Annotated in this window: 14 protein-coding genes; 11 read left to right on the top strand and 3 right to left on the bottom strand. The window is 64.5% G+C overall.

Features of this window, described 5'->3' with window-relative positions:
- The first annotated feature begins 22 nt into the window (after nt 1–22).
- The 11 genes from DJ563_RS13355 (at nt 23) to DJ563_RS13305 (ending at nt 11,978) form a co-directional block, all read left to right on the top strand.
- Nucleotides 23–913 carry an NAD(+) kinase gene (locus tag DJ563_RS13355; RefSeq protein WP_033700519.1) on the top strand — a complete coding sequence of 297 codons (891 nt, stop codon included), beginning with the start codon at nt 23–25 and terminating at the stop codon, nt 911–913.
- Nucleotides 913–1,884, top strand: coding sequence for a metallophosphoesterase (locus tag DJ563_RS13350; RefSeq protein WP_033700518.1), 972 nt, complete (start codon nt 913–915; stop codon nt 1,882–1,884). The genes DJ563_RS13355 and DJ563_RS13350 overlap by 1 nt, the downstream gene beginning before the upstream one ends.
- Entirely contained in the window at nt 1,881–2,768 is an 888-nt protein-coding gene (locus DJ563_RS13345) for a rhomboid family intramembrane serine protease (protein ID WP_434519669.1), read from the top strand. Before DJ563_RS13350 ends, DJ563_RS13345 begins: the two co-directional genes overlap by 4 nt.
- 13 nt (nt 2,769–2,781) lie before the next feature.
- Nucleotides 2,782–3,042, top strand: coding sequence for a YeaC family protein (locus DJ563_RS13340; protein WP_033700516.1), 261 nt, complete (start codon nt 2,782–2,784; stop codon nt 3,040–3,042).
- A complete protein-coding gene (locus DJ563_RS13335; protein WP_033700515.1) occupies nt 3,039–3,869 on the top strand; it encodes a DUF2797 domain-containing protein in 831 nt (276 codons plus the stop codon). Before DJ563_RS13340 ends, DJ563_RS13335 begins: the two co-directional genes overlap by 4 nt.
- Before the next feature lie 13 nt (nt 3,870–3,882).
- Nucleotides 3,883–6,540: an aminopeptidase N gene (gene pepN / locus DJ563_RS13330; protein ID WP_274100064.1), complete on the top strand. Its 2,658-nt coding sequence runs from the start codon at nt 3,883–3,885 to the stop codon at nt 6,538–6,540.
- A 187-nt stretch (nt 6,541–6,727) separates the two neighbouring features.
- The gene (locus tag DJ563_RS13325) at nt 6,728–7,768 is read left to right on the top strand and encodes a WD40/YVTN/BNR-like repeat-containing protein (RefSeq protein WP_274100063.1); all 1,041 of its coding nucleotides are present in this window, start codon (nt 6,728–6,730) and stop codon (nt 7,766–7,768) included.
- 20 nt (nt 7,769–7,788) lie between these two features.
- Nucleotides 7,789–10,164 (top strand): efflux RND transporter permease subunit, encoded by a 2,376-nt coding sequence (locus tag DJ563_RS13320; protein ID WP_434519725.1) that lies wholly within the window; start codon nt 7,789–7,791, stop codon nt 10,162–10,164.
- 124 nt (nt 10,165–10,288) lie between these two features.
- A complete protein-coding gene (locus tag DJ563_RS13315; protein WP_033700512.1) occupies nt 10,289–10,579 on the top strand; it encodes a DUF5629 family protein in 291 nt (96 codons plus the stop codon).
- Nucleotides 10,545–11,675 (top strand): lactonase family protein, encoded by a 1,131-nt coding sequence (locus DJ563_RS13310; protein WP_274100062.1) that lies wholly within the window; start codon nt 10,545–10,547, stop codon nt 11,673–11,675. Before DJ563_RS13315 ends, DJ563_RS13310 begins: the two co-directional genes overlap by 35 nt.
- Nucleotides 11,676–11,798: 123 nt before the next feature.
- Nucleotides 11,799–11,978: a hypothetical protein gene (locus DJ563_RS13305; protein WP_033700510.1), complete on the top strand. Its 180-nt coding sequence runs from the start codon at nt 11,799–11,801 to the stop codon at nt 11,976–11,978.
- Between the two features lie 101 nt (nt 11,979–12,079).
- On the opposite strand, the gene DJ563_RS13300 is transcribed toward DJ563_RS13305, so the two are convergent.
- Genes DJ563_RS13300 through DJ563_RS13290 form a run of 3 tightly spaced genes read right to left on the bottom strand, consistent with a single transcriptional unit; the run spans nt 12,080 to nt 17,549 of the window.
- Nucleotides 12,080–12,673 (bottom strand): glutathione S-transferase, encoded by a 594-nt coding sequence (locus DJ563_RS13300; protein ID WP_434519668.1) that lies wholly within the window; start codon nt 12,671–12,673, stop codon nt 12,080–12,082.
- Entirely contained in the window at nt 12,670–16,314 is a 3,645-nt protein-coding gene (locus DJ563_RS13295) for an AAA family ATPase (protein WP_434519667.1), read from the bottom strand. Before DJ563_RS13295 ends, DJ563_RS13300 begins: the two co-directional genes overlap by 4 nt.
- A complete protein-coding gene (locus tag DJ563_RS13290) occupies nt 16,311–17,549 on the bottom strand; it encodes an exonuclease SbcCD subunit D C-terminal domain-containing protein (RefSeq protein WP_033700507.1) in 1,239 nt (412 codons plus the stop codon). Before DJ563_RS13290 ends, DJ563_RS13295 begins: the two co-directional genes overlap by 4 nt.
- Nucleotides 17,550–17,663 lie beyond the last annotated feature (114 nt).

Genomic DNA, 17,663 nt, shown 5'->3' with positions numbered 1-17,663 from the left:
CGCAGAGCCTCGCAGGAGCCCCATGGAGCAATTTCGCAATATCGGTATCATCGGACGCCTTGGCAGCTCACAGGTGCTCGACACCATTCGCCGACTGAAAAAATTCCTCATCGAGCGCCACCTGCATGTGATCCTCGAGGACACCATCGCCGAAGTCCTGCCCGGCCACGGCCTGCAGACGTCCACGCGCAAGTTGCTGGGCGAGGTCTGCGACCTGGTCATCGTCGTTGGCGGTGATGGCAGCCTGCTCGGCGCCGCCCGCGCCCTGGCCCGGCACAACATTCCGGTGCTGGGCATCAACCGCGGCAACCTGGGCTTTCTCACCGATATCCGCCCCGACGAGCTGGAAGAAAAGGTCGCCGAAGTGCTCGACGGCCATTATCTGGTAGAAAACCGCTTCCTGCTGCAGGCCGAAGTGCGCCGGCACCACGAGGCCATCGGCCAGGGCGATGCGCTCAACGATGTGGTCCTGCACCCCGGCAAATCGACGCGAATGATCGAGTTCGAGATCTACATCGATGGCCAGTTCGTCTGCAGCCAGAAGGCCGACGGCCTGATCGTCGCCACCCCGACCGGCTCGACCGCCTATGCGTTGTCGGCGGGCGGCCCGATCATGCACCCCAAGCTCGACGCCATCGTCATCGTGCCGATGTATCCGCATACCCTGTCGGGCCGGCCGATCGTGGTGGACGGCAACAGCGAACTGAAGATCGTCGTGGCCAAGGACCTGCAGATCTATCCGCAGGTCTCCTGTGACGGCCAGAACCACTTCACCTGCGCCCCCGGCGACACCATCACGGTGAGCAAGAAGCCGCAGAAACTGCGCCTGATCCATCCGCTGGACCACAATTACTACGAAGTCTGCCGTACCAAACTCGGCTGGGGCAGCCGCCTTGGCAGCAGGGACGACTGATGCTCGATCCGGCGCGAAGTTTCGACATCATCGGTGACGTGCATGGTTGTGCGCTGACCCTTGAACGCCTGCTCGACGCCCTGGGTTACAAGCGTGTGGCAGGCGTCTGGCGCCACCCACGGCGCCAGGCACTGTTCCTCGGCGACATCGTCGACCGTGGGCCGCGTATCCGCGAGGCCTTGCACATCGTGCACGACATGGTCGAGGCCGGTCAGGCGTTCTGCATCATGGGCAACCATGAGTACAACGCCCTGGGCTGGGTTACCCCGGCCCTGCCCGGCAGCGGCAAGGCCCATGTGCGCGAGCACACGCCACGCCACGCCCGGCTGATCGACGAGACCCTGACCCAGTTCGCCCACCACCCCGGCGACTGGCACGACTTCGTCAACTGGTTCTATGAATTGCCGCTGTTCGTCGACGCCGGGCGCTTCCGCCTGGTGCACGCCTGCTGGGACCCCCGGTTGATCGAGCCGCTACGCCAGCAATACCCGAATGGGCGCATCGACCAACACTTCATCCAGGCCTCGGCCGTACCCGGCAGTTTCGCCGCCACGGTGTGCAATCGCCTGCTGCGGGGCACCGACATGCGCCTGCCGGACGGGCTGACCCTGACCGGTGGCGATGGCCTGACCCGCGCCTTCTTCCGCACCAAATTCTGGGAAGAAGACCCGCAAACCTATGGCGACATCGTGTTCCAGCCCGACGCCCTGCCCGAGGCAGTCGCCAGCACACCGCTCAGCCATACCCAGAAGAACGCCTTGCTGCGCTATGCCGAGGACGAACCCTTGCTGTTCGTCGGCCATTACTGGCGCAGCGGCCGCCCGGCGCCGATACGCGACAACCTGGCCTGCCTGGACTACAGCGCGGTGCTGTATGGCAAGCTGGCAGCCTACCGGCTGGATGATGAAACCCGTATCGACCCGCACAAGTTCGTCTGGGTCGACGTCGACCGCCCACAGGCCAATCAATGAACATAATCGAAGTGATGCGCCTGCCGCTGTCGGTCGACCTCAGCGGCTTCGTCCATCTGCTGCAGCGCCTGCAGGTGCCGCACCGGGTCAGCGAAGAAGGCGATGCCCAGGTGCTCTGGGCGCCCGACACCCTGGTCGAAGACGTGCTGCAACTCTACCAGCGCTTCCCGGACGGCAACGCCGACCTTGAGCTTGCCCCGGCGCCGGTGGCAGCGGGTTCAACCGCGACTGCCGCTACCCAGCCCTCCCTGAAGGACCAGGCAAAAGCCTGCAAGGTCACCACCGTGATCCTGCTGCTGTGCTTCATCGTCGCGGGCCTCACCAGCCTTGGCGAAAACTTCTCGACCATCGGCTGGTTCACCTTCCTCGATTTCCGCGTACAAGGCGACTACCTGTACTTCACCCCACTGGCCCAAGGCCTCGCCGAGGGCCAATGGTGGCGCCTGGTGTCACCGATGCTGCTGCACTTCGGCGTGCTGCACCTGGCGATGAACAGCCTGTGGTACTGGGAGCTGGGCAAGCGCATCGAACTGCGCCAGGGCCCGTGGCTGTTGCTGGGCCTGACCCTGTTGTTCAGCCTGGTGTCCAACCTTGCCCAGCACTACACCAGCGGCCCGAGCCTGTTCGGCGGCCTGTCTGGCGTGCTCTACGGCCTGCTCGGGCATATCTGGCTGTACCAGTGGCTGGCGCCCAACCCGCACTTCAACCTGCCCAAGGGCGTGCTGGTGATGATGCTCATCTGGCTGGTGGTGTGCCTGACCGGGGTGGTCGGCCAGCTCGGCTTCGGCCAGATCGCCAATGCCGCCCACGTCGGCGGGTTGCTCATCGGATGCCTGACAGGGCTCTTGGGTGGCGGGATGGCCCGGCGTAAACTGTCGGCTTGAATTAGGAGACGCTATGTCCACTTTCGCGCAAATGATCGAAAACATTACCCCCGAAATCTACGAGAGCCTGAAAACGGCCGTGGAGATCGGTAAATGGTCCGATGGCCGCAAGCTCACTGTCGAACAGAAAGAGCTGTCGTTGCAGGCCGTGATCGCCTGGGAGATGCAAAACCTCCCCGAAGACCAGCGCACCGGTTACATGGGCCCGCAGGAATGCGCGTCGAAGTCGGCGCCGATCGCTAACATTCTGTTCAAGTCGGACTCGGTACATTGATCGAACTCGCTCGTGGCTCTTTGAGCAAGATGGCGGTGCGCCTGGAAGCACCGGTCGTGCAATACAGCTTTCGCCTGGGTGAGGAGCAGGTACCGGTCAACCCGCTGATCGGCCAGCGCCTGCGCCTGGAGTACCTCGGCGCCATCCACTGCAGCCATTGCGGCAAGCGCACCAAGACCAGCTTCAGCCAGGGTTACTGCTACCCGTGCATGACCAAGCTGGCTCAGTGCGACATTTGCATCATGGCCCCGGAACGCTGCCACTACGACGCCGGCACCTGCCGTGAGCCGTCCTGGGGCGAGCAGTTCTGCATGACTGACCACGTGGTCTACCTGGCCAACTCGTCGGGGGTCAAGGTCGGCATCACCCGCGCCACCCAACTGCCCACCCGCTGGCTCGACCAGGGTGCCAGCCAGGCCCTGCCGATCATGCGCGTGGCCACCCGCCAGCAATCAGGCCTGGTCGAAGACGTGCTGCGCAGCCAGGTACCCGACCGCACCAACTGGCGTGCACTGCTCAAGGGCGACGCCGAAGTGCTGGACCTGGTCGCTATCCGCGAACAGATCTTCGATGCCTGCGCCGACGGCCTGCGCGAGCTGCAGGCACGCTTTGGCCTGCAGGCGCTGCAGCTGCTGCCGGATGCCGAAGTGGTGCAGATGCGTTACCCGGTCGAGGCCTACCCGACGAAGATCGTCAGCTTCAACCTGGACAAGAACCCGGTGGTGGAAGGCACGCTGCTGGGCATCAAGGGCCAGTACCTGATTTTCGACACCGGCGTGATCAACATTCGCAAGTACACGGCCTACCAGTTGGCCGTGCTCCAGTAAAAAGGACCTGCACATGCGTACCGAACAACCGCAAGTGATCTACCTCAAGGACTACCAGGCGCCCGAGTACCTGATCGACGAGACGCACCTGACCTTCGAGCTGTTCGAGGACCACACCCTGGTCCATGCGCAACTGGTCATGCGCCGCAACCCGGCACGCGGTGCCGGCCTGCCGCCACTGGTGCTCGACGGCCAGCAGCTCGAACTGCTGCGCGCCTCGCTGGACGATCAGGAGCTGCAGCCAAGCGACTACCAGCTTGAAGCCGACAGCCTGACGGTCCACCCCAAGGCCGAGCGCTTCACCCTCGACACCAGCGTTAAGATCCACCCCGAGAGCAACACCGCGCTGGAAGGCCTGTACAAGTCCGGCAAGATGTTCTGCACCCAGTGCGAGGCCGAGGGTTTCCGCAAGATCACCTATTACCTCGACCGCCCGGATGTGATGAGCACCTTCACCACCACGGTGATCGCCGAGCAGCATCGCTACCCGGTGCTGCTGTCCAACGGCAACCCGATCGGCAGCGGGCCGGCTGAAGAAGGCCGGCACTGGGCGACCTGGGAAGACCCGTTCATGAAACCGGCCTACCTGTTCGCCCTGGTGGCCGGTGACCTGTGGTGCGTCGAGGACAGTTTCACGCGCCAGTCGGGCCGCGACGTGACCCTGCGTATCTACGTCGAACCCGAGAACATCGACAAGTGCGACCACGCCATGGTCAGCCTGAAGAAGTCCATGCGCTGGGACGAGGAAGTCTACGGCCGTGAGTATGACCTGGACATCTTCATGATCGTCGCGGTCAATGACTTCAACATGGGCGCCATGGAAAACAAGGGCCTGAACATCTTCAACTCGAGCTGCGTGCTGGCCCGCGCCGAAACCGCCACCGACGCCGCCCACCAGCGGGTCGAAGGCGTGGTTGCCCACGAGTACTTCCACAACTGGTCGGGCAACCGCGTAACTTGCCGCGACTGGTTCCAGCTGTCGCTCAAGGAAGGCTTCACGGTGTTCCGCGACGCCGAGTTCAGCGCCGACATGAACTCGCGCACGGTCAAGCGCATCGAGGACGTCGCCTACCTGCGTACCCACCAGTTCGCGGAAGATGCCGGCCCCATGGCCCACCCGGTACGCCCGGACAGCTTCATCGAAATCTCCAACTTCTACACCCTGACCGTCTACGAGAAGGGTGCCGAAGTGGTGCGCATGGTCCGCACCCTGCTGGGCGCCGAGGGCTTCCGCAAGGGCAGCGACCTGTATTTCGAACGCCACGATGGCCAGGCGGTGACCACCGACGACTTCATCAAGGCCATGGAAGATGCCAACGGCGTCGACCTGACGCAGTTCAAGCGCTGGTACAGCCAGGCCGGCACGCCGCGCCTTGAGGTGAGCGAAGCCTATGACGCGGGTGCCCAGACCTACAGCCTGACGTTCCGCCAGAGCTGCCCGCAGACGCCGGACAAGGCCGACAAGTTGCCGTTTGTGATCCCGGTCGAACTGGGCCTGCTGGATGCCGAAGGCAACGACCTGCCACTGCGCCTGGCCGGCGAAGCCGCCGCTGCCGGCAGCAGCCGCGTGCTGTCGGTGACCGAGGCCGAGCAGACCTTCACCTTCGAAGGCATCACGGCCAAGCCGCTACCCTCGCTGCTGCGAGGTTTCAGCGCGCCGGTGAAGCTGAGCTTCCCGTATGACCGCGACCAGCTGATGTTCCTCATGCAGCACGACAGCGACGGCTTCAACCGCTGGGAAGCGGGCCAGCAACTGTCGGTGCAGGTGCTGCAGGAGCTGATCGGCCAGCATCAGCGCGGCGAAGCGCTGAAGCTCGACCAGCGCCTGATCACTGCGCTGGGCACCGTGCTGGGCAACACGTCGCTGGACGCTGCCATGGTCGCCGAGATGCTGTCGCTGCCGGGCGAGGCCTACCTCACCGAGATCAGCCAGGTGGCCGACGTCGATGCCATCCACGCCGCCCGCGAGTTCGCCCGCCAGCAGATCGCCGAGCAGTTGTTCGATGGCCTGTGGGCGCGCTATCAGGCGCACCGCGAGGTCTCGCGCAGCACAGCCTACGTCGCTTCGGCCGAGCACTTCGCCCGCCGCAGCCTGCAGAACATCGCCCTGTCGTACCTGATGCTGAGCGGCAAGCCGCAGGTTCTGGAAGCGACCCTGGAGCAGTTCGACCAGTGCGACAACATGACCGAACGTCTGACGGCCCTGGCGGTACTGGTCAACTCGCCGTTCGAGGCTGAGCGGGCCAAGGCGCTGGCAACCTTCGCCGAGCACTTCAAGGACAACCCGCTGGTCATGGACCAGTGGTTCAGCGTGCAGGCCGCCAGCTCCCTGCCGGGCGGGCTGGCGCGGGTCAAGGCGCTGATGCAGCACCCGGCGTTCACCCTGAAAAACCCGAACAAGGTGCGCGCGCTGGTTGGTGCCTTTGCCGGGCAGAACCTGGTCAACTTCCATGCGGCGGATGGCTCGGGCTATCGCTTCCTGGCAGACCTGGTGATCGAGCTGAATGCGCTGAACCCGCAGATTGCTTCGCGTCAATTGGCGCCGCTGACCCGCTGGCGCAAGTATGACGCTGCGCGTCAGGCGTTGATGAAGGGCGAACTGGAGCGGATTCTCGCTTCTGGGGCGCTGTCCAGTGATGTGTATGAAGTGGTGAGCAAGAGCCTGGCTTGATTGCCAGTGGGGCCGCAAAGCGGCCCCAGCCTTTTATGCGCTTAACAAAACATAACGTCCCGCTCGTTGTATCCGCGCAACGTTCCCCGCTACGATCCCCTCAAGCTATTGCAGGCCTCTACCGCAGGCTTTTCGCAGTACCTGCAAAGGCATTGACCCACTAAGAAGAACACAACAGGGGACAGTCATGAGGGAGCAGCTGATGGCGCAGCCCAGGCGTGGTGCCTGGCCGCTGGCCGCCGGTACGATGCTGGCGCTGGCATTGGGAATGTGGACGGGCAGCGTCGAAGCCGCTGCCGCCGACGAATACTCGACCGAATCGGCCAAGGCCAGCCAGAGCCTGCTGATCGACGCCGCCCACGCCGGCAAGCGCCTGGTAGTGGTGGGCGATCGCGGTCATATCCTGTTCTCCGACGACCAAGGCAAGACCTGGACCCAGGCGCGGGTGCCCACCCGGCAACTGCTCACCGCCGTGTTTTTCCTCGACGACAAACGTGGCTGGGCAGTCGGCCATGATGCGCAGATCCTCGCCAGCACCGACGGCGGCGCGACCTGGAGCAAGCAGTTCGAAGACCTTGCTCGTGAAGCCCCGTTGCTCGATGTCACCTTCCTCGACGCCCAGCACGGGTTTGCCGTAGGTGCCTATGGCGCCTTGCTGGAAACCCGCGACGGCGGCCAGCACTGGCAGGACGTCGCCGAGCGGCTGGACAACCCCGACCAGTTCCACCTCAACAGCATCGCCGTGATCAAGGGTGCCGGCCTGTTCATTGTCGGCGAGCAGGGCAGCATGTTCCGCTCCAGCGACGACGGCCAGGCCTGGGCCAAGGTCGATGGCCCTTACGAGGGCTCGTTGTTCGGCGTGATCGGCACCGCCCAGCCGCAGACCCTGCTGGCCTACGGCCTGCGCGGCAACCTGTTCCGTTCAACGGACTTCGGTGACAGCTGGCAGCCGATCGTGCTCAAGGCCGTGCGCGGCACCCTCGAATTCGGCCTGGCAAGCGCTACGCTTGTCGAGGATGGCAGCGTGGTGCTGGTCGGTAACGGCGGCAGTGTGTTGCGCAGCCATGACGACGGGCAAACCTTCAGCGTCTACAACCGTGCCGACCGCATCGCCCTGGCCGGCGTCACTGGCCTGACCACGGGCGGCTTGCTGCTGGTGGGGCAGGGTGGCGTGCACCTGGCCACCGCCGAAGGTGCCGACCAGGCTGCCAAGGAGCCGCGCCCATGACCAGCAGGGAGAGCATCACCATGCACCCGCATCATCAGGACAAGGCCACGCTGCTCGAACGCCTGATCTTCAACAACCGCCCCGTGGTCATCGCCCTGTGCGTGCTGGTCAGCATTTTCCTGTTCTGGCAGGCCACGCAGATTCGCCCCTCCACCAGCTTCGAGAAAATGATCCCGCTCGAACACCCGTTCATCGAGCAGATGATGGAGCACCGCAACGACCTGGCCAACCTCGGCAATACCGTGCGTATTTCCGTGGAGGCGGTCAACGGCGACATCTTCGACAAGGACTACATGGAGACCCTGCGCCAGATCCATGACGAGGTGTTCTACATCCCCGGTGTCGACCGCGCCGGGCTGAAGTCGCTGTGGAGCCCCAGCGTGCGCTGGACCGAAGTGACCGAAGAAGGCTTCTCCGGTGGCGAGGTGATCCCCAATACCTACAACGGCTCGGCCGAAAGCCTCGACGCGTTGCGCGACAACGTGCTCAAGTCCGGCCAGGTCGGGCGCCTGGTGGGTAACAACTTCAAGTCCACGATCGTTGACGTGCCGCTGCTGGAGAGCTACCCCGACCCGCAGGACCAGGGCAAGCAGGTCAAGCTCGACTACCAGCAGTTCTCGCATCAGCTGGAAGAAAAGATCCGCGACAAGTTCCAGGCACAGAACCCCAACGTGAAGATCCATATCGTCGGCTTCGCCAAGAAGGTCGGCGACCTGATCGACGGCCTGGTGATGGTGGTGATGTTCTTCGGCGTGGCCCTGGCCATCACCTGTGTGCTGTTGTACTGGTTTACCTGGTGCATCCGCAGCACCATCGCCGTGCTCATCACCACCCTGGTGGCGGTGGTCTGGCAACTGGGGTTGATGCATGCGGTGGGCTTCGGCCTGGATCCGTATTCCATGCTGGTGCCCTTCCTGATCTTCGCCATCGGCATTTCCCATGGGGTGCAGAAGATCAACGGCATCGCCCTGCAGTCCAGCGACGCCGACAACGCCCTGACTGCGGCCCGGCGCACCTTCCGCCAGCTGTTCCTGCCCGGGATGATCGCCATCCTCGCCGATGCCGTGGGCTTCATCACCTTGCTGATCATCGACATCGGGGTCATCCGCGAGCTGGCCATCGGCGCTTCGATCGGTGTCGCAGTCATCGTCTTTACCAACCTGATCCTGCTGCCGGTGGCGATCTCCTATGTCGGCATCAGCAACAAGGCTGTCGAGCGCAGCAAGAAGGACGCGACCCGTGAACACCCGTTCTGGCGCCTGCTGGCCAACTTCGCCAGTGCCAAGGTGGCGCCGGTGTCGATTGGCCTGGCCCTGGTGATGTTCGCCGGTGGCCTGTGGTACAGCCAGAACCTGAAGATCGGCGACCTCGACCAGGGCGCCCCGGAACTGCGCCCGGACTCACGCTACAACCAGGACAACAACTTCATCATCAGCAACTATTCGACCAGCTCGGACGTGCTGGTGATCATGGTCAAGACGCCGTCGGAAAGCTGCTCGATCCACTCGACAATGGCGCCGATCGACGAGCTGATGTGGACCATGGAGAACACCCCGGGCGTGCAATCGGCGATCTCGCTGGTGACTGTGTCCAAGCAGGTGATCAAGGGCATGAACGAGGGCAACCTGAAATGGGAGACCCTGTCGCGCAACCCGGACGTTCTCAACAACTCCATCGCCCGCGCCGACGGGCTGTACAACGCCGACTGCTCGCTGGCGCCGGTGCTGGTGTTCCTCAATGACCACAAGGCCGAGACCCTGGAACGGGTTACCGCCGCCGCCAAGGCCTTTGCCGACAGCCACAACAAGGAAGGCCTGCAGTTTTTGCTGGCAGCCGGCAACGCCGGGATCGAGGCGGCCACCAACGAGGTCATCAAGTCGGCCGAGCTGACCATTCTGGTGCTGGTGTACATCTGCGTGGCGGTGATGTGCCTGATCACCTTCCGCTCGTTCGCGGCGACCTTGTGCATCGTCCTGCCGCTGGTGCTGACATCGGTGCTGGGTAATGCACTGATGGCCTACATGGGCATTGGCGTGAAGGTCGCCACCTTGCCGGTGGTGGCCTTGGGCGTGGGCATTGGCGTGGACTACGGCATCTACATCTACAGCCGCCTGGAAAGCTTCCTGCGCGCAGGCCTGCCGTTGCAGGATGCCTACTACGAAACCCTGCGTTCGACTGGCAAGGCCGTGTTGTTCACGGGGTTGTGCCTGGCCATTGGCGTGTGCACCTGGATCTTCTCGGCGATCAAGTTCCAGGCCGACATGGGCCTGATGCTGACCTTCATGCTGCTGTGGAACATGTTCGGTGCGCTGTGGCTGCTGCCTGCGCTGGCGCGGTTCCTGATCAAGCCCGAGAAGATGGTGGGCAAGGAGGGTGGGTCGATTTTCGCCCACTGATTGGTGTATCTTGGGGCCGCGTTGCGGCCCTTTCGCCACGCAATGTGGGAGCGGCCTTTCGTCGCGATGGGCTGCACAGCAGCCCCAGGGTTATAATGCCAGCACATCTCTAACTGGTACCCCCATGTCCCCCCTTGCCACCGCCCTCGCAGCCTGCGACATGCTGCTGATCGACGGCCTGCACGCCTTCGACTTCACCGCCAACGAAACCGGCCTCACCGTCGAATGCATGGACGGCCGCCAGCTGCGCCGCTGGGCCTTCACCGCCGAACAGGTCGCCGCCGCCATCGCCACGGGTGACGAGTGGCAGCTCAGCGATGCCCAGGGCGAGCATCGTCTAGTCTGTATGAGTGCCTTTCGTGCCCCGGATGAAGACGACGATGAAGCGAATCTGGACGAGCCTGCTGACCGCTAGCCTGATGACCCTGACCCTCGATGCCCAGGCTGCCACACTGCTGGTGGGCAGCTACACCGATGGCGCCAGCCAAGGTATCTACCGCTACCGGTTCGACAGCACGACAGGCCATATCGACCCCACCGCGCAACAGGTGGTCAAGAGTGTGAGCCCCTCCTGGCTGGTGCTCTCGGCCGACCAGCGCCAACTGTTCGCCGTCAACGAAACCGTTCAGGGCCACGTCAGCAGTTTCAGCGTGAGCAGCAAAGGCGAGATCAAACCCCTCAACCAGGTGGCCAGCCGGGGCGACGAGCCAACCCACGCCAGCCTCAGCCGCGACCAGCGCTACCTGTTCGTTGCCAATTACGCGGTCAAGCCTGACCCCGGTGGCAGCCTGGTGGTGATCCCGGTGGCCAAGGACGGCAAGCTCAAGGCGGTGGTGCAGCAGGCCCGGCACAAACCAAGTGGCGCCAACCCCGAACGCCAAGCCGGCGCCCATGTGCATTCGCTGGTGCTGTCGCCGGATGGGCAACACCTGTATGCCAGCGACCTGGGCGCCGACAAGGTGTTCATCTATCGCTACGATGGCGCCAGCGCAGACCACCCACTGACCCCGGCGATTCCTGCTTCAGTGGCCTTGCCGCCGGGCAGCGGCCCGCGCCACCTGCTGTTCGACGGCAAGGGGCGACACGCTTACCTGACCCTGGAAATGAGCGCCGAGGTGGTGATGTTCGATGTTCAGGAAGGCAACCTTGTCGAACGCCAGCGCCTGCCCCTGACCGAGCGCCAGGATGCCGCGGCAAAGGCCGGTGGTGGCTTGCACCTGTCGGCGGATGGGCGCTTCCTGTATGTCAGCAATCGGGGCACGGCCAACGAGATCGTGGCGTTCAGCGTAGGTAAGGACAACGGCCAACTGGCATTCTTGCAGCGCCGTTCGGTCGAAGGTGACCACCCTCGGGAATTTGCCCTGGACCCCAGCGACAACTTCCTGCTGGTGGCCAATCAGAAGAGCAACCAGATCGTGGTCATGCGTCGCGATCCGCGTAGCGGCAAACTGGGGGATACGGTGCAGACGCTGCCACAGGATGCGCCGTCGGACCTGAAATTCATCGAGTGACTATCGATCAGCGTGATAATGGTTACTGTCGCAATGAATTTCTAGCGGCGACCTTGGCGGCGTAAGTTTGACCCAAGGCCCAAACGGGCCAACGTCAAACCACCGCTGTCGAGGTAAGCCCAGATGAACTTCAATCTCTTCCCGGTCATCGCCGCATCCGCCATCTCCGCTTCGGTCGTGCTGCCGGCACAGGCCCATGCCGACACCAGCAGCAAGGCGTCCAGTACCCACAGCTATACCGAACAGTACCTGCGCCAGAGCGCACATTTTCATGCAGCCTTGAGTGGCAAGCACGGCCACTGAGCATTACCCGGCTTTTGTGTAATCGATGGACTCGCCCCCGCCGAGGCATCACAGTGCCACGGCGGGGGCGAGTCCATCGATTACACAAGGGCCGCGTCAGGTCACTTGGCCATGACGGCCTTGAACAGGTCCGACGCCAGCCACCCCTCCAGCCAGCTCCGCACCCGCGGATAAGCCGCCTCGGCGAACCACTGCGGTTCGACCCCGGCAAACTGGCGCATCAGGGGCAGCAACGCGGCATCGGCCAGGCTCGGGTGATCGGCCAGCAGGTAAGCCCGGCCTTCAAGCAATTCTTCGAGCGCTGCCAGCCAGGTTTCGGCCTGCTGTCGGTAGTGCTCGCGGGAATGCTCAGGGTATCGCTCGGCGTACTTGTACAGGTTCACCTGCGCCTTGAACGTGGAGTCGTTACGGGCGATCAGCGCCTCGGCCTGTTGCGCCGCCGCCGGGTCCGCCCGTAGCCGCCAATCCTGCGGGTCGTTGCGTTCCAGCGCCCAGCGCATGATGTCCAGGCTTTCCTCCAGCACGCCGGTACCGGTGTCCAGCACCGGCACTGTGCCCTTGGGCGACAACGCCAGCAGCGCGGCCGGTTTGTTCTTCATCGCCACTTCCTCGACCCGTACCTCGCACCCGGCATAGCGCAGGGCGAGGCGCGCGCGCATGGCCCAGGGGCAGCGGCGGAACGAGTAGAGGATCACCCGCACACCTCGACGTCACTCAGGCCGTTGCCCTGGCGGCGCACCTGGATCTGCACCGGGATGCGTTCATGCATCTCCTGCACGTGGGAGATCACCGCGACCTTGCGGCCCTGAGCCTGCAGGCCGTCGAGGGCATCCATGGCCAGTTGCAGTGATTCTGGGTCGAGGCTGCCGAAGCCTTCGTCGATGAATAACGATTCGATGCGCAGGGTGCTCGAGGCCATCGACGCCAGGCCCAGTGCCAGGGCCAGCGATACCAGGAAGGTTTCACCGCCCGACAGCGAATGCACCGAGCGCAGCTCGTCGCCCATCTCGGTGTCCAGCACCAGCAGGCCCAGGGCACTGCCGCCGCGCTTGAGGCGGTAGCGACGCGCCAGCTGGCGCAACTGGCTGTTGGCATGGTGCAGCAGCAGGTCGAGGTTGTAACCCTGGGCGATCTTGCGGAACACATCGCCAGAGGCCGAACCGATCAACGCATTCAGGCGCGCCCAGCGCTGCCATTGCTGATGGGCCTGTTCGATGTCCTCTGCCAGCGCCTGATACGCCAGTTGGCGACGCTGGTCTTCGGCCTGGGCGGCGCGCAGCTCGGCGCACTGCTGTTCATGGTTGGCCAGCAACGCGCGCAGTGCTGCGAGGGACTGCTCAAGGTCTTCGGCCGTGGCCTCGACGCTGGCTTGCGCGGTATGTTGCTGCAGGCGCTGTTCACGCTCCTGCAACAGCACGCGGCCTTGTTCGATGGCCTTTTGTGCAACTTGCAGGCGCTGACGCAGTTCGCCCACTTGTGCGTCGTCCATGGCCAGCAGGCGGTCGAGGCCGCTATCGTCGAGCTCGGGGTGTGCGGCGCGCCACTGAGCGATTTCACCCTGCAACTGCTGGTGTTCGTGGTCCAAAGCCTGCTGGCGAGCGCTATTGGCCTTGAGTTCGCCGGCCAGCTGCAGGGCATGGGTGCGGGCCTGTTGCAGCTGCTCGGCAGTCTCGGCTTCGCCTGTGCGGGCGTGCTCTACCTGTTGCTCCAGATGGCGTTGCCAGTCCTCGGCACGCGGGTGTTCACCCAGCAGCTCGGCCAGGGCGGCGCGGGCCTTGTCCATCTGTTCGGCCAGCCCGCTGACCTGCAGTTGCAGTTCTTGCTGGCGCTGCACACGGGTTTGCTGTTGGTCGTGCAGGCGCTCCAGCTGTTGCAGGCGCTGCTGATGTTCTTGCAGTTCGTCCTTTTGCTGGTCCAGCTGTTGCTGGCGCTGGGCGATCTGCTGGTCGAGGCTGAGGAAGGCCTGCGCCGGCTCATCGCGCAGGGCCTGCAGCACAGGGGGCGGCAGCAGGTTGGCGAAATCGGCCAAGGCCTGCTCAAGGCGTTCCTGGTCGGCGGCCAGAGCTTGGTGCTGCTGGTCCAGGCGGCGTTGTGCCTGCTGTTGGGCTTCGCTCGCGGCTTGCAACTGCTGATTGAGTCGGGTGGCATCCCTTTGCAGGGTCAGCAGCGTGGCTTGGCGCTGTTCGTCACGGCCGATTTCCTGGTCGAGGCGGCGCAGTTGGCTGTCCAGCCAGGCACTGCGGGCCTTGTCGTCATGGGCACTGAGTGCGGGCCACAGGGCATGGGCCGCCAGTTGCTCGGCCAGCGGCTGCAGCTGCTCACTCAGTTGCGCCTGTTGATGCTGATACTCCTTGATCTGGCCATTGACCACACCCACCTGGGTGCGCAACTCGATCAGGCGGGTATTGAAGTGCTCTACCTGTGCCAGGGCGGTGGCTTCTTCGGCCTGGTCATGCCGGCCCAGGCTTTGCAGCAGCGCTTCGGGCTGATGGAAGGGGTGCTCGGCGCTGCCACAGACCGGGCAGGGTTCGCCATCGTGCAATTGCGCACGCAGTTCTTCGACGCTGGTGCTGCGCGCCAGGCGCTGACGCTCCAGCAGTTGCCGGGTGAGCGCCAGCGCCTGCTCGGCAGCTTCAAGCTCGGCCTTGGCGGCGGTGCCTTCGCCAATCAGTTGCTGGCGTTGCTGCAGGGCCAGTTGCTGGCGTTCGCGCAGTGACTGGATATCGTGTTGCAGCTCCTGCTCGCGGGCATGCAGGCGCGACAGTTGTTCCACGGCACGTTGCTGTTTGCGGTTTTCCTGCAGCATGCCGCCCAGGAGGTCGAGCTGTTCGGCCAGGGCCTGGGGCTCTGCTGCGGCTTCGCGGAACAGCACTTCGAGGGCGTCGCGCTGGGTTTGCAACTGCGCATTGGCCTGGCTGGCCTGGGCCTGCAGGCCCGGCAGCTCTTCGCCGCCCTGGTTCAGGCGGTTGCCGATCTGCAGCAACTGTTGCAGCTGTGGGCGATAAGCCTGCCAGGCGCTGGTGAGGGCAGCCAGGGGGGCACTCTCGGCCAGGGCAGTGTCGATCTGCGCCAGTTGCTGCTGGCCGCGCTGCTGGTACTCGGCCAACTGCTGCAGTTGTTGCTCGAGCTCGGCGGCGGCCAGGTCGGCCTGCTGGCCAGCCTCGCGGGCCTTGGCCAGTTCTTGCTCCAGGCGGGTGAGGGTGTCTTGCTCGGCGAAAGCCTGGCGCAGGCGCGGGGCGTTTTCGCCCTGGCTGGCCTGGGCCTGGCTCAGCGCCTGACGGGCTGATTCGAGGGCCCGTTCAAGTTCGCCGATGCGGCCTTGCAGGTCGCTTTGCTGGCGGTGTTGTTCGCTGAGCTCGCTGGCCAACGGCGCGAGCTGCGCCGCCAGGGCCTGCTGACGGTGGAACTGGTGGCGCTGGGGCGCCAGGCGCTCCAGGCGCTCCAGGTCCAGGCGCTGATCGGTGAGGTGCTGCCAAGCCTGCTCGGCGGCCTGCAATGTTGCGCTGGCTTCGCCCTGCTGAACCAGCAGCTGACGCTGTTCATCGAGCCAAGTACGCTGCTGCTCAAGCTGGCGCTCTTGCGCCTGGTCGGCCTTGAACTGCTGCTGCGCCTGCTCCAGGCGCTGGTCGAGTTCGGCGCGGGCATCGCTAGGCATGGGCAGCAGGTGGCTGGCGCGGTCCTTCAGGGCATTGTGCGCTTCGCCAGCCTCGCGGGCCTTGCTGAAGGCACGCTGGCCAAGGCGGGTATAGATCGCCGTGTTGGTGAGCTTTTCCAGCAGTTCGCTGCGTTCCTTGTCGTCGGCCTTGAGGAAGGCGCCGAACTCGCTCTGGGCCAGCATCACCGCGCGGGTGAACTGCTCGAAGTTCAGGCCCAGCCGCGCTTCGACCAGTTGCTTGTATTCCTGCTTGCCACTGGCCAGTACCTGCTCGCTGTCCAGGTCATAAAAGCTCTGGCGGCTGTGTTGCAGTTTGCCGTTGGCCTTGTCGCGGGCGCGGTTGGCTTCCCAGCGGGCACGGTAGCGACGGCCGTCGATGCCGACGAAGTCGACTTCGGCGAAACCGCTGCCGGTGCCTCGGCGCACCAGATTGCGTGGGTCAGAGGTCGGGATCTCGCCGTCGGCGTCCGGCACCTTGGCTTCGCGGCCAATGTCGTTGAGCCGGGGGACAGTGCCGAACAGGGCCAGGCACAGGGCATCGAGCAGCGTGCTCTTGCCGGCGCCGGTCGGGCCGGTGATGGCGAACAGGCCGGCGCTGGCCAGGGGCTCAGCGGTGAAATCGATGTCGATCGGGCCGGCCAGGGATGCCAGGTTCTTCAGGCGGATGGCGAGAATCTTCATGGCTGTTCCTCCTCCAGCTGTGCGTCCTGCAACAGCAGGGCGAAGTCGGCCAAGGCCTGTTCATCGGCGGGGTTGCCGTAGGCTTGCTCCCAGGCGCGGCTGAACAGGTCTTGCGGGGTCATCTGGGACAGTTCGACGAAGGCCAGGTCGTCGTCCTCGGCGCTGGCGCGCCCGGCATATTCGGCGCCAATGCGGATCAGCCGCACGGCTTTGCCTTGCAGGGCACCTTCGATTTGCTGGCGCAGGTCGGGCTGCGGTTCGTCCAGCACGACGCGTACTTCGAGCCAGGGCTGGCGGTTAGGGTCTTCGAGCAGGTCGATCACCGGCAGTTCGGCGAGCTGTGCGAGCAGCTCGCCAAGCGGTGCCGGGCCGATGCGTTGCAGGGCCACGGCGCGAGGCACCGGGCGCGCTTCGACGCTGACCAGCTCGGCGCCGTCCAGCTCTACCTCCAGCACCTGGTGCGGGTAGTTGATCTCGGCGAACGACAATGGGATCGGCGAGCCGCTGTAGCGAATGCGGTCTTCGCGGTTGACCTTCTGCGGCTTGTGCAGGTGGCCCAGGGCGACATAGCTGATGGCCTTGTCGAACAGCTTGGCCGGCAAGGCCTCGGCGTTGCCGATGATCAGGCTGCGCTCGGAGTCTTCCGACACGGCGCCGCCGGCCATGTGGGCATGGCTGATGGCGACCAGCGCCTGGTCCTTCTTGCGTTTTTGCAGGGCGGCGGCAATCAGTTGCTGGTGCACCTGGGTGATGCCTTGCAGGTAGTCGTCACCCAGCTGCGGGCCGGTCACTTCCGCGGGGCGCAGGAAGGGCAGCGCCAGGCACCAGGCGCTGATTTTGCCGCGGGCGTTGGTCAGTGGAATCAGCAGGCGCTCGGCATCCAGCTGGCCTTCGTCGAGCCAGTGCACACGGCCCAGGGCGTGGGTGCGCAGGCGGCGCATCAATGCTGCGGGCAGTTCGATGCGCGAGCCGGAGTCGTGGTTGCCGGCGATCATCACGATGTCCAGCTTGGGCTGTTGCTCGTGGGCCTGGACGATGAAGTCGTAGAGACGTTCCTGGGCTTTGACCGGTGGGTTGACCGTGTCGAAAATGTCGCCAGCGATCAGCAGCGCATCCGGCTGGCGCAGGTGCAGTTGGCCGAGCAGCCAGTGGAGAAAGCAGGCGTGTTCGAAATCGCGTTCCTGGCCGTGCAGGCTTTGGCCCAGGTGCCAGTCGGAGGTATGAAACAGACGCATGGATGACCTGTTGGTGTCGAGTCGAGCAAGCAGGGGGCTTGGCTTGGATGATGGGCGTTGCGCAGGGGGGTATGGTAACTCAATGGTGGGGGGAGGGGCATGCCTGGGGGGGAT

The organism is Pseudomonas sp. NFX1 (assembly GCF_051123555.1).
Lineage (GTDB): Bacteria > Pseudomonadota > Gammaproteobacteria > Pseudomonadales > Pseudomonadaceae > Aquipseudomonas > Aquipseudomonas capeferrum.
Note: the sequence above shows the minus strand (reverse complement) of the source record. Positions and strands in the feature narration are given on the sequence as shown.